A 19,336-nucleotide genomic window follows, 5' to 3' on the forward strand; every position below is an offset into this window, starting at 1 on the left:
AGCATCGCGGCTTACAAAAAAAACTTGGGGAGAGCCAATGTCATCGGCCGAGACACAAACCGCCACGGGCAAGATGCCCCGGCAAATACCGTACATCATCGCCAACGAAGGCTGCGAACGCTTCAGCTTTTATGGCATGCGCAACATCCTGACGCCATTCCTCATCAGCACCCTGCTGCTGATGATCCCGATCGACCAGCGCACGGGCGAAGCCAAGCACGTGTTCCACACCTTCGTCATCGGCGTGTACTTCTTCCCGCTGCTGGGCGGCTGGCTGGCCGACCGCTTCTTCGGCAAATACAACACCATCTTCTGGCTCAGCCTCGTGTATTGCGCCGGCCATGCCTGCCTGGCCCTGTTTGAAAACAGCGTCAACGGCTTCTATTTCGGCCTGTTCCTGATCGCCTTCGGTTCCGGCGGCATCAAGCCGCTCGTGGCCTCGTTTGTCGGCGACCAGTTCGACCAGACCAACAAGCACAAGGCCAAGCTGGTGTTCGACCTGTTCTACTGGATCATCAACTTCGGCTCCTTCTTCGCTTCGCTGCTGATGCCGATGTTCCTGCGCGACTACGGTCCATCGATCGCCTTCGGCATCCCCGGCCTGATGATGCTGGCCGCCACCATCGTCTTCTGGATGGGCGCCAAGAAATACGTGCACGTGCCGCCGGCACCGCCGAACCCCGATTCGTTCACCCGCGTGGCCCGCACGGCCCTGCTGGCGCGTGTCGACGGCGGTTCGCGTCCCGGCCTGTACGTGGCCTACGTCGGCGTGATCGGCGCCCTGTATGCGTTCTACAGCATTCCCGAATGGGGCTTCGTGATTTCCGCGTGTACGGCGCTGGTATTGCTGCTGGCCTTCGGCAGCATCGGCACGGCCATGCAGCTGGAACGCGCGCGCGGCATCCACCCCGACGAAGCCGTCGAAGGCGTGCGCGCCGTGCTGCGCATCCTCGTCATCTTCGCCCTCGTCACGCCCTTCTTCTCGCTGTTCGACCAGAAGGCCTCGACGTGGATCGTGCAGGCGAACACCATGGAAAAACCAAGCTGGTTCCTGCCGGCGCAGATGCAGGCGCTGAACCCGATGCTGGTGATGCTGCTGATCCCGTTCAACAACCTGGTGCTGTACCCGATGCTGAACCGCTTCGGCCTGGAAGCGACGGCCCTGCGCCGCATGACGGCCGGTATCGGTTTTTCCTCGCTGGCGTGGATCGTCATCGGCTTGCTGCAGCTGGCCCTCGACAGCGGCAATGCCGTCTCCATCATGTGGCAGATCCTGCCGTACGCCCTGCTGACGTTCGGCGAAGTGCTGGTCTCGGCGACAGGACTGGAGTTTGCCTACAGCCAGGCGCCCGTCTCGATGAAGGGCGCCATCATGAGCTTCTGGAATCTGTCGACCACGGTGGGCAATCTGTGGGTGCTGATCGTCAACCGCAGCGTCATGAACGAAGGCGTGATTGGCAAGATCGCCGAAAGCGGCATCAGCGTGACGGCCTTCCAGATGTTCTTCTTCGCCGCCTTTGCCGCCGTCGCCATGCTGGCCTTCGGCCTGTACGCGAAGCGCTACAAGATGGTCGACAACTACCGCCAGGCGGCCATCCCGGCAAAAGCATGATGCCGATTTGACCTGCCGCAATGAAGAAGGGCGCCCTCGGGCGCCCTTTTTTTACGTCGTCACGGTCGGCCCGTCGCGTCCCGTGCGCGCGCGGATCTGCGCCAGTTGCTCGGCCACGGCGATCAGTCCCGCCAGCGCTTCCTGGGTCGGGATGCCGTGCTGCGCGACATCGGCTTCATAGCGCTCCAGGTACAGGCGCAGGGTAGCGCCTTCGGTGCCCGTGCCGGACAGGCGCAGCACGATGCGCGCGCCGTCCGTCATGACGATGCGGATGCCCTGCTGCGCCGCCACGGAGCCGTCGACGGGGTCCGTGTAGCTGAAATCGTCGGCCAGCGCCACCGTGTAGCCATTGACTACCTGGCCCGGCAAGGCGGCCAGCTGGCCGCGCACGGCCTGCATCAACTGCAGCGCGCCGGCGCTGTCGATGTCTTCGTAATCGTGGCGCGAATAGTAATTGCGGCCATACGTGGCCCAGTGCGCGCGCACGATCTCTTCCACCGACTGTTTTTTCTCTGCCAGCAGGTTGAGCCAGAACAGCACGGCCCATACGCCATCCTTTTCGCGCACGTGGTTCGAGCCCGTGCCGTAGCTTTCCTCGCCGCACAGGGTGGCCAGGCCCGCGTCGAGCAGGGTGCCGAAGAACTTCCAGCCTGTCGGCGTCTCGTAGCACGGGATGCCCAGCGCGCTAGCGACCCGGTCGGCCGCGCCCGACGTCGGCATGGAGCGGGCGATGCCCTTCAAGCCCGCGCGGTAGCCGGGGGCCACGGTGGCATTCGCGGCCAAAATCGCCAGGCTGTCCGACGGCGTCACGTCGAAGCGCCGGCCAACGATCATGTTGCGGTCGCCGTCGCCATCCGAGGCGGCGCCGAAGTCGGGGGCCTCATTGTCACCATCTCCGGCCGCCATGATGGCAATCAATTCCTGCGCGTTGACGGGATTCGGGTCCGGATGGCCGCCGCCAAAGTCTTCCAGGGGCACGCCGTTGATAACGCTGCCCTTCGGCGCGCCCAGCATGCCTTCCAGGATGGCTGTCGCATACGGGCCGGAGACGGCGTGCATGCCGTCAAAGCAGATGCGCAAGCCGCCCGCGAACAGGGCACGGATGGCGTCGAAGTCGAACAGCTGCTGCATCAGTTCCGCGTAATCTTGAACCGGATCGATCACTTCGACCGTCATCTGCTCGATGCGCACCGAACCCGGTTTGTCGAGGTCGATGTCGGCAGCGTCGCTGATGCGGTATTCGGCGATGCCTTGCGTGCAGGCGTAGATGGCCTCGGTGACCTTTTCGGGCGCCGGGCCGCCATTGGCGATGTTGTACTTGATGCCGAAATCGCCATCGGGGCCGCCCGGATTATGGCTGGCCGACAGGATGATGCCGCCGCTGGCGCCATGCTTGCGGATGACGCAGCTGACGGCCGGCGTCGACAGGATGCCGCCCTGCCCCAGCAGCACGCGCGCGTAGCCGTGCGCGGCTGCCATACGCAGCACCGTCTGGATGGCCGCACGGTTGTAAAAGCGCCCGTCGCCGCCCAGCACCAGGGTCTGGCCGCGGCAGTCGCCCAGCGTGTCAAAAACGCTCTGCACGAAGTTTTCCAGATACTGCGGCTGGCTGAACACAGCCACCTTCTTGCGCAGGCCCGAGGTGCCGGGCCGCTGGCCGGCTACCGGCGCCGTGTTGATGATTTGAATAGCCATCTTGCCTCCATATTAACTTCCGATGGTAACGCATGCCAGGCAAGCGGCAAAGCGTTGTACGTCTGCCACGGTGCGCCAAGCCGCTTAGCGCTACACTCCAGCATGCCATATAATGAGAATCATTCTCATATGCGGCACTCCTGGCTGCGGACTCATACATCGGACGCCGTGGTTGCACGCTATTACCAAGAACTGTTGAACTTTTGCTGGCGCAGCTTGCGCAACCGCGAAGCTGCTGCCGACCTGGTGCAGGAAAGCTATGCACGCGTGCTGGGCGAAGCGGCCGTGCGCGAACCGCGCGCGCTGCTGTACCGCACGGCGCGCAATCTGCTGATCGACAATCACCGCCGCGCCGCCCTGCGCCAGCATGAGGAGCTCGACGCCCTGCCCGAGGCCGCGCATCCGGCCGCGCCGCGCCACTTGCAGCCGGAGCAGGCGCTCGAAAGCAGCCAGGACTGGCAAGCCTGCGTGGCCGCCATCGACGCCTTGCCGCCCCGCTGCCGCGACGCCTTCGTGCTGCACGTCTTCGAGGAATTGCCGCACGCGCAGATCGCCGCGCGCATGGGCATTTCCGTGAGCATGGTGGAAAAACATATCGCGCGGGGCATGCTCAGTTGCCAGGCGCAGTTGCATTCTTTGCGGGAAGCCACATAATGGCGCCCATGACCGCCCACCCGCCCCGCTACGATTTCGGCCCGTCCGCGCAGGACGAGGCGGACTTGCGCGAATACGCCGACTTTACCGCCACGCAGGACGGCGTGGCGCTGGCCGCGGCAAGCTGGTTCGGCCGGCGCGGCAACCTCGATGCACAGCAACAGGCCGAATTTTCCGCCTGGCTGGCGGCCGACGCGCTGCACGCGCAAGCGTACGCGCAGCTGCGGGACACGCACCGCGTGGCGCGCAAGATTCCCGCGCAGGTCGCCGCGCGCTGGGCAGTACCTCAGGCCGCGCCATCCTCCCGCCCCCGCCGCCACTGGCTGCGCGCGCTGCCGTATGCGGCCGCCGCCATGTTGCTGCTCAGCGTGGGCGCGGGCGGCTACCAGTGGTGGCAACAGCAAGCCGTGTTCAGCCAGTCGTATGCCACCATGCGCGGCCAGCGCCTGGCCATCGCCCTGCCCGACGGCAGCAAGGTAGAACTCGATACGGCCACGCAGCTGCACGTCACCCTGTACCGCCAGCGCCGCGAAGTGCGCCTGGCGCACGGCGAAGCGCTGTTCCAGGTGCAAAGCAGACAGGGCCAGCCCTTCGACGTGCTGAGCGGCCCCTTGAAAGTGACGGTGGTGGGCACGCAGTTTTCCGTGCGCAATACGCTCGAACACGACGGCCAGCTGCGCGTGGCCGTACAGCAGGGTTACGTGCGCGTGGCGGGCGCAGGACCAGACCTGGCCGACCTGCGGGCCGGCCAGGGCGTCAGCGCCGACGCCGGTGGCCGCCTGTCCGCCATTGCCAGCCTGGCCCCAGGCAGCGTGGCGCCATGGCGCAACGGCAGGGTCACCTTCGACAATGTGCCGCTGGGCGCGGCACTGGCCGAATTCGAACGCTATGGCGACACGGGCTTCGTCGTGCGCGATCCCGCCGTGGCGCAGCTGCGCATCGGCGGCAGCTTCAGCCTGACCCAGCTCGACCGCTTCGCCGCCGCCCTGCCGCAGCTGTTGTCCGTGCAGATCGTGCGCAGCGGCGGCGCCAGCGAAATCCGCATGGCAGCAAAAATGCCGGCGCAAGCCCCTGCGATGCGGCTGCCTGAAAAATAAATGCAAATAAGTCGCATTCGCAGGTGAGGGTTCTGCCCGCTGCCGCGTCTACCAAGTTAATCGACAATAAATTAACCTGGAGAAATGCAACATGTGGTCCCCCCGCCTCAATCTGACACCCGCCCCCCTCGCCTTGGCCGCCATGCTGGCCCTGGGCACCATTTCCCTGGCACAGGCGCAAACGGCGCCCGCCGTCACACTGGCCATCGCCGCCCAGCCGCTGGGCCAGGCGCTGAATGAGCTGGCGCGGCAAGCCAATCTGCAACTGCTGTTCGCGCCCGAACTCGTGGCCGGCAAGACGGCGCCCGCCGTCAGCGGCACCCTCAGCGTTGCCGACAGCCTGGAGCGTCTGCTGGCCGGCAGCGGCCTGACGGCTGCCATCGACGGCAGCAGCGTCATCATCCGCTCCGCGCCCGCCGCCACGGGCAAGGTGGCGACCCTGGCGGAAATTACCGTCAGCGCCCGCCAGGAGGCAATGATCGACAGCGAGCTGACCAAGTCATACGCGGCGCAAGCGGTGAGCATCGGCAAGGGCCAGCAAAGCCTGCGCGAAATTCCCCAATCCGTCTCCGTGCTGACGCGCCAGCAGTTGAATGACCAGAATTTGCTGAGCCTGGATGACGCCATGCGCGGCGTGACGGGCATCACCGTCGAGGCCAGCAGCACGGGTGGCAACCACGGCAACTTTTATTCGCGCGGCTATGCGCTTGATTCGGTGCAGGTCGATGGCGTGATGACGCCGGCCAGCACGGGCAACGACCTGTCGGCCGGCTTCGGCCTGGCCATCTATGACCGCGTGGAAGTGCTGCGCGGCCCCGCCGGCCTGTTCCAGGGCGCGGGCGACCCGGGCGGCACCATCAACCTGGTGCGCAAGCGCGCGCGCGACACCTTCGCCGCCAGCGGCGTGCTCAGCGCCGGTTCCTGGGACCGCTACTACGCGGAAGCGGACGTCACGGGTCCCCTGAGCGCGGATGGCAAGGTGCGCGGCCGCCTGGTGGCCGCGTATGAACACCGGCGCTCCTTCGTCGACCATGTGTATGCGGAAAAACCGCTGCTGTACGGTACCGTTGCCATCGACGTGGCACCGGGCACCGTACTGACGGGCGGCGTCACCCACCAGCAATACAAGGGCCGTCCCGCCTTCGGCCTGCCCGCGTATGAAGACGGGCGCCTGCTCGACGTGCCCCGCTCCACCTATCTCGATCCGGCCTGGAACCACATCACGGAAAAGGTCACCGAATACTTTGCCGAACTCGATCATAAACTGGCGAACGGCGGCCAGTTCAAGGTCACCGCCCTGTACCGCGAGCAGGATGAACCGTCGCGCAATTTCGGCTGGTCCGACTGTTCCGCCGATCCCGTCACGGGCGACAGCTGCCTGGTCAGCTGGAACTACCGCAGCCACTGGAAGACGCAGGGCCTGGACGCCTACCTGGCCACGCCGTTCCAGGCATTTGGCCGCAGCCACGACCTGATCGTGGGCGCCGACTACCGCCAGGTGCACAAGAATTTCCAGTATGGCGGCGGAGACAATGCGCCGATCAACATCTTCCATCCCGATAACAATATCGCGCGGCCCAGCTATACCTTTTCCAACGGCAATGACAACCGCACCAAACAGTTCGGCCTGTACGCGCGCACCCGCCTGCAAGCGACCGAGCGCCTGGCCGTCAACCTGGGCGGGCGCCTGACGCACTGGGACAACCATACCGTCAACCGCAACGCGTATTTCAACCAGTTCACCGATGTCAGCAACACCATCAAGGCCAAGTTCACGCCGTATGCGGGCCTGGTCTACGAGCTCGACAAGCAGGTGTCGGCCTACGGCAGCTACACGCGCATCTTCTCGCCCCAGTCCACTACGGACGCTGCCGGCCAGACGCTGAAACCGCGCACGGGCCAGCAGTTCGAGCTGGGACTGAAGGCGGAGCTGTTCGACAAGAACGTCAACGCGCATGCGGCCCTGTTCCGCATGGAAGACGAGAACCGCGTCATGCCCGACCCGGCCAACCCGCTGTTTTCGATTGGCGCCGGCAAGATGCGCAGCCAGGGCATGGAAGCCGAGCTGAGCGGCAGTCCCCTGCCCGGCTTGAACATCACGGGCGGCTATTCCTACACCAGCACGCGCACCCTCGAAGGCAGCGACGACCAGAAGGCGCAGCTATATTCCTTCATCGCGCCGCGCCACAATGTCAATCTGTGGACCAATTACCGGCTCGCCGGCGCGCTCGATAAAGTCAGCGTGGGCGGCGGCTTGCGCAGCGTCAGCAGCATGTACCGCCTGAACGGGCCCGTGAAATTCGAGCAGGGCCCCGTCACCACGGTGGGCTTGCAGGCTGGCTACCGCCTCAGTCCCACACTGGAGCTGTCGCTGACGGTGAACAACCTGTTCGACAAAAAATACTACACGCGCGTGTGGGCCGCCTATGGCTCCAACTTCTATGGCGAACCGCGCAACGCCATGCTGACCCTGCGCGGCCAGCTGTAAACGCCCGCGCTCCTGCGCATGCACGGCCGCCGCCAGCAATGGGGCGGCCGTGCGCGTTGACGGCATCGCTGCGGCTTCATTACCACATCGCTCTCTTGCATGTCTCGCAACCCCGCACTATAATAAGAATAGTTCTCATTCACATTTAGACTCCCACCCGAGTTTGCGCACAGTCGCCTGACTGATGCGCGGCTGGATGACACGCTGCGCCAGCCAGGCACCACCGCCAAGCAAGCCTCCCATACCAAAAACGCCAGCCGCTCGACGGCGGGCACACGAGAAGAAGGATGTTTCATGGCGCGAGCACGTTCGCTGGCCGGCATGGTTGCCGGCCCGTTTTCCCCACCAGTTTCCAATGTCGCCATGCGTCCGCTGGCCATCGCCGTGCATTCCGCATTGCTGACGGCAGCGCTGGGCGCCGGCGCGGCCCTGGCTGCGGAGGCACCCGCCAAGCCCGATGAAGCCACTCTGAGCGAGATCAAGGTAGTGGGCCAGCAAGACAAGGCAGCGACCGAGCACACGGGTTCCTACACCACCAAACAGATGGCCACGGCCACGCGCCTGGGCTTGTCGATCCGCGAAACGCCGCAATCGATTTCCGTGGTGACGCGCCAGCGCATGGACGACATGGGCTTGAACAGCCTGGCCGAGGTACTGGTGCAGTCGACGGGCGTGACGGTGCAGGAAAACGACAGCGAACGCACGAGCTTTTCGGCGCGCGGCTTTTCCATCGGCAATTACCAGATCGATGGCGTGGCCGTCAATTCAGGCAGCAATGCGCTGTTCGACACGGCCATCTATGACCGCATCGAGATCGTGCGCGGCGCCACGGGCCTGGTCAGCGGCAATGGCGACCCGTCGGCCACCATCAACATGATGCACAAGCGTCCCGGCAAGGAGTTTGCCGCCTCGGCCGGCCTGACCGTGGGTTCCTGGAGCAAGGTCCGGCTCGAAGGCGACATCAGGGCACCGCTGAATGCGGACGGCAGCATCCGCGGGCGCGTCGTGGTGGCAGGCCAGAACCGCCATTCCTACATGGACTTGTACAAGGAACGCAAGCTGGTGGGCGCCGTCATCGTCGAGGCGGATCTGACGCCTGCAACGTTGCTGACGGCCGGCATCGACTATCAAAAGAACACGCCGAAAGGCACGAGCTGGGGCACCACGCCCCTGTTCTTCTCGGACGGCACGCCGGCCAACATGCCGCGCTCGTTCAACATGGCGGCCAAGTGGAGCAGCTGGGAGCGCGCATTCGAAAACAAATACGTCTACCTCGAACACCGCTTTGCCAACGACTGGAAAATCAAGGCCGCCTACGGACGCCTGGACAGCTCTTCGAACGGCAAGCTGTTCTACGGCGGCAGCGGCTATCCGAAACGCGACGGCAGCGGCCTGGAAGTCTGGAGCGGCGCCTTCCCCTACGATGAAAAGCAGGACAACTTCGACCTGTCGGCCAACGGCACCTTCCCCCTGTTCGGCCGCCAGCACGACCTGGTGCTGGGCGTGAACGGCTGGAAGCGCAGCGGCACGACGAATGAAACCTTGCTGCCCGATCCGCTGCCATTCGCCACCACCATCCCCGACTTCCGCAACTGGACCGGCGACGTGCCCGAGCCGGCGCTCACGCGCACGGGCGCGCGCGACGTCGCCACCACCAAGCAGTCCGGCGCCTTCATCGCCACGCGCATCAATGTCACGGACAGTTTCAAGGTACTGGCCGGCGCGCGCGTCTCCAGGTGGGAAACATATAACGACCGCTACGATACTCAGGGCCGTTTTGTGAAACGCAGTTCCGCCTACAAGACGGACGATGTCGTCACGCCGTACGCGGGCGTGGTGCTCGACGTCAGCAAGAGTACCTCGCTGTACGCCAGCTACACGGACCTGTTCAAGCCGCAAAACCTGAAGGACAAGAACAACGCCTTCCTCGACCCGATCACGGGCAGCAATGTGGAAGCGGGCGTGAAGAGCGAATTCTTCGACGGCGCCGTGAATGCCTCGTTTGCCGTGTATGAAGCCAAACAGGACAACCTGGGCGAGGAAGACAAATCGGTGCCGCTGACCTTCGTGCTGCCGGACGGCAGCCGTCCCTATATCTCGACGGGCAAGGGCACGAAAAGCAAGGGTTACGAGGCGGAAGTGTCGGGCAGCCCCTTGAACGGCTGGCAGCTGTTCGCCGGCTATACGCACAGCAAATCGAAGACGGGCAAGGGCGTGGTGACCAACACCATCCAGCCGACCAACATGCTGCGCGTCTCGACCACCTACCGCCTGCCGGGCGAGCTGCAAAATCTCACCATCGGCGGCGGCTTGAACTGGCAGAACGAGATCTGGACGACGGCCACCCTGCCGAACAAAAGCAAGATCCGGGTCAGCCAGGGCAGCTACGTGCTGGCCAACCTGATGGCGCGCTATCAGATCAGCCCGAAACTGTCGGCCAGCCTGAATGTCAACAACCTGTTCGACAAGACGTATTTCCGCCGCGTGGGTTTCTATAACGGCGGCTATTACGGCGAACCGCGCAACGTGGCGCTGAACCTGCGCTACCAGTACTGATGCATCGCAGGCCGTTGTTCCCCGGAGCGCGGCCGCTTTGTCCATTTCACATAAGAAGATAAGGGATACACCATGCACATCACTTCCATCGCGCGCCTCGGCGCCCTCGCTGCCGCCCTGCTGGGCGCGGCCCTCGTTTCCGGCACGGCCAGCGCGCACCAGATCTGGCTGCAGCAGGACGGCAAGGCGGCCAGCGTGTACTTCGGCGAGTTCGGCGACAACCTGCGCGAGGCGTCGCCCGGCCTGCTGGACAAGTTCAGCATCAAGAACGTGACATGGGTGTCGGCCAAGGGCGCGCAGCCGCTGCAGGCGAGCAAGACGGCCGGCGCGTTCATCCTGAATGGCAGGGTGGGTGCCGGCGAAAGCATCATCGTCGAGGAAGACAACTACCCGTCCTGGGAAGAGAAAAAGGATGGCAAGAGCACGCGCACCGTGTGGGTTCCGGCCGCGCGCCTGATCGCCGACGGCAAGGCGCAAGCGCCCGCGCTGACCCTCGACCTGGTGCCGACCGGCAAAGCAGGCCAGTTCCAGGTCAGCTACCAGGGCAAGCCGCTGGCGCAAGCCAAGGTCAACGCCGTGGTGCAATCGGGCTGGGGCAAGGAAGCGTGGAGCGATGCACAAGGCCTGGTCAGCTTCCCGCTGCCATGGAAGGGCACCTATGTGCTGGAAGTGCAGCACACGGACAAGACGGCCGGCCAGCGCGGCACGCAAGCCTATGACAAGGCCATGTTCGTGACGACCCTGAGCCTGGTGCAGCCGCAAGGCGTGACGCCGCTGCCGGCCGGTCCGGCCCTGCCGCCGAGCAAGGATCACGACTGACCATGCAAGCGCCAGCCATCATTAAAATGCCGCGCCTGCGGCTCTCCGCCGACGCGGTGTACCGCCTCGGCGTGGCTTCGCGCAGCGTGGCGGCCATCGTTGGCGGCTACGTGCTGGCCGCGCTGGTCACCATGCTGCTGTCGGTAAGCCTGCCCATGGCCCGTTCCGAAGCCGTCATGACAGCCACCCTGCTGTCGTTTGCCATCTACACCTGCGCCGTGATGTGGGTCTTCGCCACGCGCAGCGCCCTGCGCGCCTGGCTGGGCCTCGCGATCCCCGCCGCCGTCATCGCCGCCATCCTGCAGTGGATGGACGCACTATCCTGGAGTTTCGCATGAAAGAAGGTTTCCGCCAGTCGATGGCATGGCTGCACACCTGGTCCGGCCTGCTCGTCTGCTGGATTTTGCTGCTGGTGTTTTGCGCCGGCACGGCCAGCTACTACCGCAATGAAATCACCCTGTGGATGCAGCCCGAATTGCACGGCGCCGCCGCCAGCCAGGTCAGCACCGAGGAAACAGCCAGCGTGGCGCAGAAGGCGATGGAAGAGCGGGCAGAAGGCGCCACGCGCTGGTTCATCAGCCTGCCCGGCGATCGCAGCCCGGCCACGCAACTGGGCTGGAGCAAGCCTTCGAAGCCCGGCGAAAAGAAACGCGGACGGCGCGGCAATTTTCATAGCGAAAAAGCCGACCCGGCCACGGGCGAAGTGCTGTCCAAGCCGCGCGAGACGCGGGGCGGCGAATTCCTCTACCGCCTGCATTTCGACCTGCATTACATGCCGGCCATCTGGGCCCGCTGGATCGTGGGTTTCTGCGCCATGTTCATGTTCGTCTCCATCATCAGCGGCATCGTCACGCACAAGCGCATCTTCAAGGACCTGTTTACCTTCCGGCCGAAAAAGGGCCAGCGCTCGTGGCTGGACGCGCATAACGTGACGGCCGTGCTGGCCCTGCCCTACCACATCATGATCACCTACACGGGCCTGGTCACGTTGATGTTCCTGTACATGCCTTCCGGCGTCACGGCCGCCTACAAGGGCGACCAGGATGCCTTCTTCGCCGAAGCCTTCCCGGGCCGCTCGGGCGACAGCAAGCCAGCCGGCGTGGCCGCGCCGTTGGCACGGTTGGCGCCCCTCGTGCGCCAGGCGGAACAGCATTGGGGCGGCGGCAAGGTCGAGCGCATTTCCGTCAACCACCCGGGCGACGCCAACGCCACCATTTCGCTGACGCGCGCCGGTGGACGCGACATGTCGTCGAAGCAGCCGTCGATGGAATTCGATGGCGTTTCCGGCAAGCTGTTGTCAAGCGATGGAGACGCGCAGCCCGGCGCTGCAGCCACGCAAGGCGTGATGGTTGGACTGCACGTCGCGCATTTCGGCGGGCCGCTGCTGCGCGCCCTGTTCTTCCTGTCCGGCCTGGCCGGCTGCGCCATGGTCGCCACGGGCGCTTTGCTGTGGGCTGTCAAGACGCGCCAGAAGCAGGCCAAGGCGCTGGCCGCCGGCAAGCGCGCCAGCTTCGGCCTGCGCCTGGTCGAAGCGCTCAACATCGGCGCCATCGCCGGCATCCCGATCGCCTTTGGCGCCTACTTCTGGGCCAACCGCCTGCTGTCCGTGACGATGGAAGACCGGCCGAAAGAGGAAATCGCCTGCTTCTTCGGCGCCTGGGCCCTGGCCGCCATCATCGCCCAGCTGCGCCCGTCGCGCGCCATGTGGCGCATGCAGCTGGCCGCCGGCGCCTTCCTGCTGGCATCGCTGCCTGTGCTGAACGTCTTCACGACCAGTTCGCACCTGGGCGTGACCCTGTTCCTGGGCCGCGGCCCCGTGGCGGTCGCCGCCTTCGACCTGGTGGTACTGGTGCTGGGCCTGGGCCTCGCGTATGCGGCGTTCAAATTGAAACCGCTGCCCGTGAAGGCGGCCAAGGCAGCAGCGGTGAAACCGGCGCAAACGATGGAGGCCGCGTGATGGAACTGTTAGCGAATTTCCTCGTCTTCGCATTGTGCTATGCGGGCCTGTCTTCGCTGTGCCTGGCGATGGACCGCCATTACGCCGACCTGCACGGACGCGGCGCCGAACCGCCCGCGCCACTGCGCCGCCGCTTGCAATGGGGCGGCTGGCTGGCGCTGGCGGCCGGCCTCGCCTGGGCCATGCACATCGCCGGCGGCGGCTACGGCCTCGTCTACTGGGTGGGCAGCCTGACGGGCTGCGGCTTGCTGCTGATCTGGCTGCTGCCCTACGCTCCGCACCAGGCCATGCGCCTGGCGCGCATCATCGGCGGCGCGGCCGTACTGGCCGCCGTCGCGCTGGCCTTGCTGTAGAGGACCTGGCTGTCCCGCCACGTGACGGCAAGTGCGTGGCGGGACAGCAACAGCGCATTGCATCGGCACGCTCACCGCGCTAAAATGAGAATAATTCTTATTTGCATTAAGGCCATCCCCACCATGCCAGGCAGTCCGTTCGCGCCCTCCCCCCTGCTGGCCACGCAGCTGGAAAGCCATTACCGCGCACACCACGGCTGGCTGGCGCACTGGCTGCAGCGGCGCCTGGGTAACGCTGCCGAGGCCGCCGACCTGATGCAGGATACTTTCGCGCGCCTGCTGGCCGGCGCGCCAATGCAGCCGCAAACGCCTGCCCTGCGCGCCCCCAAGGCTTACCTGGCGACCGTCGCCAAACATCTGCTGATCAATCACTTGCGGCGCCAGTCGCTGGAACGGGCGTGGCTGGCAGCGCTCGCCGCCCTGCCCGAACAGCATATGCCATCGACCGAGCAGCGCGTGGAAATCCTGCAGGCGCTGCAAGCGGTCGATGCCATGCTCGACGGCCTGAAACCGATGGTGCGCGCCGTCTTCATCATGGCGCAGATCGAAGGCCATGCCTACGCGGATATCGCCGCGCTGCTGGGCATCGGCGAGCGCTCCGTGAAACGCTACATGGCCGAGGCGCTGACGGAATGCGTGCTGCTGGCGCCGGATTTTCCGGCATGAGCGCCGCTGCTTCGCCATATCCTCCGCTGTCGCGCAAGGTGGCGCGCCAGGCCGTCGAATGGTATTTATTGGAGCAGTCGGGCCAGGCCACGCCGGACGACCTGGCCGCCAGCGCCGAATGGCGCGCACGCGACCCGGAACATGCGCGCGCCTGGAACAGGGTGCAGCAGGTGAGCCAGACGGCTGGCCTGCTGCCGCCGGATCTGGCCGTGCCTGTGCTGCGCCGGCCGCAGCGCCGCGTGGCCGTGCAGGTATTGCTGGCGCTGATGGCGGCGCCCGCCGCGTGGCTGCTGGTGCGCCACGAAATGCTGGCCGATTACCGCAGCGGCGTGGGAGAACGGCGTGTAGTGTCCCTGCCCGATGGCGGCACCCTGGTGCTCAACACGGACAGCGCAGTCGATGTCGCGTATGGCGCCGGCGAACGCCTGCTGACCCTGCGCCGCGGTGAAGTGCTGGTGCAGACGCGTCCCGATCATGCGGGCAGCCGCCCTTTCATCGTCGCCACCTGCCATGGCCGCATCCGCGCGCTGGGCACGCGCTTCACCGTGCGCGTCGACGACGACAGCAGCCGCGTGACGGTGCTCGAGCACGCGGTGGAAATCACGCCGCGCGCGCCCTCGGCCACCGTCCGCACGCTCATGGCGGGACAGCAAAGCCGCTTCGACGCCAGCCACGCCGGCCTGCCCACGCCGGCCCCGCTGCAAGCCGATGCGTGGACGCACGGCATGCTGGCGGCGCAGGACATGCGCCTCGATACCTTCGCCTTGGAGCTGTCACGCTACCGCCCCGGCCTGCTGCGCGTGGAGCCGCAGGTGGCTGCCCTGCGCCTGTCGGGCGCCTTCCAGCTCGACGACACGGACGCCGTGCTGGACAGCCTGGCGCGCATGCTGCCCGTCGACGTGCTGTACCGCACCCCGTACTGGGTCACCATCGCGGCCCGCAAAAAATAGTTGACAAGAATTGGCCCCTTTTTTCGGCATGGCCTGTCCTGTGAGTATTACAACGACACTCACCGGAAAGGCAAGACCATGCACCCACCCCGTTTGACTCCCCTCGCGCGCGCCATCGGCAGCGCCGTGTTCCTGCTGTCGCTGGCGCAGGCGCCGGCCATGGCAGCCGATGCCGCCACGCCAGCCGCCGCGCAAACGGTTTTCCACGTGCCGGCCGGCGAACTATCCACCGCCATCGCCAGCTTTGCCATCGAGGCGAAGGTGAGCGTGGGCGCGGCGGCCGAACTGCTGCAAGGCGTGCGCACGCAGGGCCTGAGCGGCAGCTACACGGTGCCGCAGGCACTGGCCCGCCTGCTGGCTGGCACGGGCCTCGACGCGCTGCCCAGCGGGGAACGCAGCTACGTGCTGCGCAAGGCAGGCACGGCATCGCCCGCCGCGCCGATTGCCGCGACCTTGGGCGAAGTAGCCGTCAGCTCCAGCGCCCTGCGCGACGGCACCACGGAAGGCAAGCGCGGCTACGCGGGCCTGACCAGCGCCACGCGCCTGAACCTGTCGCTGCGCGAAACGCCGCAAGCCGTCAGCGTCATCACGCGCCAGCAGATCGAGGACCAGGGCTTGCGCACCTTGCAGGACGTTCTGGTGCAGGCGCCCGGCATCACGGTCGACCATTCGTCGAGCACGCGCGAATACGACCAGGTATTTTCACGCGGCTTCGAAGTGACGTCGTACATGTTCGACGGCATCCCGACCAGCAAGAACCTGGAAGCGCGCACCTACGACATGGCCATCTACGACCGCGTCGAAATCATCCGCGGCGCGACGGGCCTGATCAGCGGCACGGGCAGCCCGTCGGCCGCCATCAACCTCGTGCGCAAGCGCCCGGGCCGCGCGTTTGCCGCCGCGGCCGGCGCGCAGCTGGGCTCATGGGACCGCTACCGCATCGAAGGCGATGTCTCGACGCCGTTGACGACGGACGGCAAGGTGCGCGCGCGCATCGTCGCCGCGCATGAAGACCAGCGCTCGTTCATCGACCGCTACCAGCAGAAAAAGGACGTGCTGTACGCCATCGTCGAAGCGGACCTGACGCCGTCGACGGTGCTCAGCGCCGGCGTCAACTACCAGCAGGAAAAGCTCAAGGGCGCGGGGCGCGAATTCCCCATGTTCTATGCCGACGGCTCGCAAACCCATTTTTCCCGCTCGATGAACGGCACGGCCGCGTGGAGCACGTATGACCGCGAACAGAGCATGCTGTTCGCCACGCTCGACCATTATTTCGACAATGACTGGATCGCCAAGGTGGCCGTCAGCCGCAGCAGCAACCAGTACGATGCCTTGCAGGGTTTTTCCGGCAATGGCTACCCGGACCGCGTGACGGGCGGCGGCATGAAGCTGTGGCTGGCCAACTGGCACAGCAAGCCGCAACAGACCTCGCTCGACGCCTACGTCAGCGGCCCGTTCCAGGCCTTCGGCCGCAAGCATGAACTGGTGCTGGGCGTGAGCGCCTCGGAACTCAAGACGAATAGCCCCATCTATCCGGGCTGGCGCCTGACTGGCTACGACTACACGGTGCCGGATATCCACGCCTGGAATGGCGCCATGCCGGTGCCCGACTACAGCGGCACGCGCCTGGGCAGCTCGTACGACAAGGAGCGCGAAAGCGGCCTGTATTCGACCCTGCGCCTGCGCCCGACGGACGCGCTGTCGGTGATTTTGGGTGCGCGCCTGTCGTACTGGAAGCGCGACATCCGCAGCGATTACGATGCCGACACGGACTTGTACGACGCGATGCGCGAAAACGGCAAGATCACGCCGTATGCGGGCCTCGTCTACGACCTGGGCCGGCACTGGTCGGCCTATGCCAGCTACACCAGCATCTTCACGCCGCAAAGCCAGCGCGACGTCAACAGCCGCTTCCTGGCGCCGCTGGAAGGCAAGAACTACGAAGTGGGCGCCAAGGGCGAATTCTTCGACGGCAAGCTCACCACCAGCGCCGCCCTCTTCCAGCTGAAGCAGGAAAACCTGGCCGAAGCCGATCCGGGCAATGTCTGGATCATCGGCACGGGCGGCGGTTCTTACGCCTACCACACGGTCAAGGGCGCCACCACGCGCGGGTTCGAGGCGGAAGTCTCGGGCCAGCTGCGTCCCGACTGGCAACTGACGGCCAGCTATGCCTATAGCCGCATCCGCAATGCCGCTGGCGCACGCATCCAGACCAACCAGCCGCAGAACATGGCCAAGCTGTGGACCACCTGGCGCCTGGCGCAAGGCGTGCCTGGCCTGGTGCTGGGCGGCGGCGTGAACTGGCAAAGCGATATCTACATGGATGAACGCGGGCCGAACGGCGAACGCTTCACGCAGAAAGCCTATGCGGTGGCGGGACTGATGGCGCAGTACCAGCTCGGCAAGCAACTGGTGGCGACCCTGAACGTCAACAATGTCTTCGACAAGCGCTACTACTCGACGGGCATGGGCGGCTATTACGGCGATCCGCGCAACGCCATGCTGTCGCTGCGCTATCAGTTCTGAATGGCTTCGCCACTTTTGAGCAGCGCCTCGATACCCTCGGGCGCCATGGCGCGGCCCAGGTAGTAGCCAAACGCCTCGTCGCAGCCCATCTCGGCCAGCAGTTCCAGCTGCTCGCCGCTTTCCACCCCGCCGGCGATGGTGCGCAGTCCGAGCGTGCGTGCCATCGCCACGATGGCGCGCACCATGGCGCCGTCGCCGCCCGGCTTTCCCACGTCGTCGACAAAACACTTTTCGATCTTCACGGCATCCGTGGGAAAGCGTTTCAGGTAGTTCAGCGAAGCGTCGCCCGTGCCAAAATCGCTGATGGCAATCGCCATGCCCAGCTGGCGGAACTGGCTCAGTATCAGTTCGCAGTTCTGGTTGCGGGCGATCAGAATGCCGGCGGCGATTTCCAGTTCGATGCAATGCCCCGGCACGCCGGCCGCTTCCAGCGCAGCGGCGAAATTGCGTGCGATATCGCGCTGGTAGAACTGGCGCGCCGACAGGCTGACGGACACCGTCAGCATCTGCCCTTGCGCGATCCAGCTGCGCGCCTGCTCCACCGCCGTGGCCATCACCCACGCCCCCACCGGCAGGATCAAGGCGCTTTCCTCCAGTACCGGTAAAAAGTCGAGCGGCATCATCAGGCCCAGTTCCGGGTGCTTCCAGCGCAGCAGCGCCTTCACGCCCGTGATCCTGCGCATCGTCAAGTCCATGCGCGGCTGGTAGTACAGCGCGAATTCATCGCGTTCGAGCGCGTGGCGCAGGGCCGTCTCGAGGATGGTGCGCGAATACGACTGCGTCTGCATGCGCGGCGCGTAGCGCAGGCAGGTACCGGGCGCGCGGCGCTTGGCCGCATACATGGCCAGGTCGGCCTTTTCGATCAGCGCATTGACGTCGTCGTCGTCGTCCGGGTACAGGGCCACACCCACGCTGGCCGCCACCGACAGGCTGTATTCACCGATGACGAAGGGGGCGGCGATGGCGCCGACGATTTTTTCGGCCACCCGCTCGGCATCGTGCGCCGTGCGCAGTTCCGTCAGCAGGATGATGAATTCGTCGCCGCCCTGGCGCGCCACCGTGTCGACCTTGCGCACGCACTGCTGCACCCGGCGCGCGAACTCCGTCAGCACCTGGTCGCCCACGTCGTGCCCCAGGCTGTCGTTGATGGACTTGAAGCGGTCGATGTCGACGAACAGCACGGCCAGCAACGCCTGGTGGCGGCGCGCGTAGGCGATGCCGTGCTCGAAGCGGATCTGGAAATGCAGCCGGTTCGGCAAGCCCGTCAAGCCGTCGTGGTGGGCGATGAATTCCAGCTGCTGCTCGGCGCGCCGGCGCGCCGACACATCGTGCAACAGCAGTACGGCGCCGCCCTGCGCCAGCGGCGCGCAGCTGTACTGCACGTCGATGCGCTTGCCGTCGAGATGGCGCAGCAGCACGGCGCCGCGCGCCACTTCCAGCACTTCCTGCTGCGCCACGCAGTCGCGCACCTGCCGCGCCGCATCGATGGGCGTGCCGTCATGGAACAGGGGCAGCAGCTGCGTCACGGGCTGGCCCAGGCCACCGTCGCCCAGCAGTCCGCCCATGGCGCTGGCGCGGGGATTCAGGTACTGCACCACGCCATCGTGGTCGGTGCCGATGACGGCCGCCGGCAGCGCCTGCAACAGGGCCAGCGCATCGGCCATGCGCTGGCCCTGCGCCGCCTGCAGCACCACGCCCGTCGCATGGCGCAGGCGCCACGTGCGCGCCGCCTGCCACTGGCAGGCCAGCAGCAAGCTCAGCACCACGGCCAGGACCAGGCACAGCGCCAGCAGCAGCGCCGTCATGCGTCACCCGGCAGGCAAGATTTGGAAGACATGCTTTTCCTTTGCAACGCGCGCCATGCGGCCGGGCGCAGAACCATGCGGAAAGGAAATAGTATAAGAATTTGGGCGCGATATTTGCCTGATCGGGGGCCGCTTGACTGGCATCAAGCGGCACGGGG

14 protein-coding genes are annotated in these 19,336 nt (G+C 65.7%); 12 read left to right on the forward strand and 2 right to left on the reverse strand.

Going from position 1 to position 19,336, the window contains the following annotated elements; translation table 11 throughout:
- Nucleotides 1–37: 37 nt before the first annotated feature.
- Entirely contained in the window at nucleotides 38–1,612 is a 1,575-nt protein-coding gene (locus tag CSQ92_RS15590) for a POT-type proton-dependent oligopeptide transporter (RefSeq protein WP_034786545.1), read from the forward strand.
- Nucleotides 1,613–1,663: 51 nt separating this feature from the next.
- On the opposite strand, the gene CSQ92_RS15595 is transcribed toward CSQ92_RS15590, so the two are convergent.
- Nucleotides 1,664–3,307, reverse strand: coding sequence for an alpha-D-glucose phosphate-specific phosphoglucomutase (locus CSQ92_RS15595; RefSeq protein ID WP_099394511.1), 1,644 nt, complete (start codon nucleotides 3,305–3,307; stop codon nucleotides 1,664–1,666).
- A gap of 168 nt (nucleotides 3,308–3,475) precedes the next feature.
- Here CSQ92_RS15595 and CSQ92_RS15600 point away from each other — a divergent pair, with 168 nt between their 5' ends.
- The 11 genes from CSQ92_RS15600 to CSQ92_RS15650 all read left to right on the forward strand — a co-directional run bounded on the left by CSQ92_RS15600 (nucleotide 3,476) and on the right by CSQ92_RS15650 (nucleotide 17,373).
- Nucleotides 3,476–3,961 carry a sigma-70 family RNA polymerase sigma factor gene (locus tag CSQ92_RS15600; protein WP_170846370.1) on the forward strand — a complete coding sequence of 162 codons (486 nt, stop codon included), beginning with the start codon at nucleotides 3,476–3,478 and terminating at the stop codon, nucleotides 3,959–3,961.
- Nucleotides 3,961–5,058: a FecR family protein gene (locus tag CSQ92_RS15605; RefSeq protein ID WP_257219224.1), complete on the forward strand. Its 1,098-nt coding sequence runs from the start codon at nucleotides 3,961–3,963 to the stop codon at nucleotides 5,056–5,058. The genes CSQ92_RS15600 and CSQ92_RS15605 overlap by 1 nt, the downstream gene beginning before the upstream one ends.
- Nucleotides 5,059–5,149: 91 nt before the next feature.
- Entirely contained in the window at nucleotides 5,150–7,546 is a 2,397-nt protein-coding gene (locus CSQ92_RS15610) for a TonB-dependent siderophore receptor (protein WP_099394512.1), read from the forward strand.
- Between the two features lie 294 nt (nucleotides 7,547–7,840).
- Nucleotides 7,841–10,102: a TonB-dependent siderophore receptor gene (locus CSQ92_RS15615; RefSeq protein WP_099394513.1), complete on the forward strand. Its 2,262-nt coding sequence runs from the start codon at nucleotides 7,841–7,843 to the stop codon at nucleotides 10,100–10,102.
- Nucleotides 10,103–10,174: 72 nt separating this feature from the next.
- Complete coding sequence (locus tag CSQ92_RS15620) at nucleotides 10,175–10,921, forward strand: DUF4198 domain-containing protein (protein ID WP_099394514.1); 747 nt, start codon at nucleotides 10,175–10,177, stop codon at nucleotides 10,919–10,921.
- Nucleotides 10,922–10,923: 2 nt separating this feature from the next.
- Nucleotides 10,924–11,259, forward strand: coding sequence for a DUF3649 domain-containing protein (locus CSQ92_RS15625; RefSeq protein ID WP_099394515.1), 336 nt, complete (start codon nucleotides 10,924–10,926; stop codon nucleotides 11,257–11,259).
- Nucleotides 11,256–12,878 (forward strand): PepSY-associated TM helix domain-containing protein, encoded by a 1,623-nt coding sequence (locus CSQ92_RS15630; protein ID WP_099394516.1) that lies wholly within the window; start codon nucleotides 11,256–11,258, stop codon nucleotides 12,876–12,878. Before CSQ92_RS15625 ends, CSQ92_RS15630 begins: the two co-directional genes overlap by 4 nt.
- Nucleotides 12,878–13,231 carry a DUF3325 domain-containing protein gene (locus CSQ92_RS15635; protein WP_099394517.1) on the forward strand — a complete coding sequence of 118 codons (354 nt, stop codon included), beginning with the start codon at nucleotides 12,878–12,880 and terminating at the stop codon, nucleotides 13,229–13,231. Before CSQ92_RS15630 ends, CSQ92_RS15635 begins: the two co-directional genes overlap by 1 nt.
- Before the next feature lie 123 nt (nucleotides 13,232–13,354).
- A complete protein-coding gene (locus CSQ92_RS15640) occupies nucleotides 13,355–13,897 on the forward strand; it encodes a sigma-70 family RNA polymerase sigma factor (protein ID WP_099394518.1) in 543 nt (180 codons plus the stop codon).
- Complete coding sequence (locus tag CSQ92_RS15645) at nucleotides 13,894–14,847, forward strand: FecR domain-containing protein (protein WP_099394519.1); 954 nt, start codon at nucleotides 13,894–13,896, stop codon at nucleotides 14,845–14,847. The genes CSQ92_RS15640 and CSQ92_RS15645 overlap by 4 nt, the downstream gene beginning before the upstream one ends.
- Nucleotides 14,848–14,925: 78 nt before the next feature.
- Nucleotides 14,926–17,373 (forward strand): TonB-dependent siderophore receptor, encoded by a 2,448-nt coding sequence (locus tag CSQ92_RS15650; protein ID WP_099394520.1) that lies wholly within the window; start codon nucleotides 14,926–14,928, stop codon nucleotides 17,371–17,373.
- On the opposite strand, the gene CSQ92_RS15655 is transcribed toward CSQ92_RS15650, so the two are convergent.
- The gene (locus tag CSQ92_RS15655) at nucleotides 17,364–19,178 is read right to left on the reverse strand and encodes a putative bifunctional diguanylate cyclase/phosphodiesterase (protein WP_099394521.1); all 1,815 of its coding nucleotides are present in this window, start codon (nucleotides 19,176–19,178) and stop codon (nucleotides 17,364–17,366) included. The genes CSQ92_RS15650 and CSQ92_RS15655 overlap by 10 nt on opposite strands.
- Nucleotides 19,179–19,336 lie beyond the last annotated feature (158 nt).

Origin of the sequence: Janthinobacterium sp. BJB446 (assembly GCF_002735655.1) — a bacterium.
In the GTDB taxonomy this organism is placed as follows: domain Bacteria; phylum Pseudomonadota; class Gammaproteobacteria; order Burkholderiales; family Burkholderiaceae_D; genus Janthinobacterium; species Janthinobacterium lividum.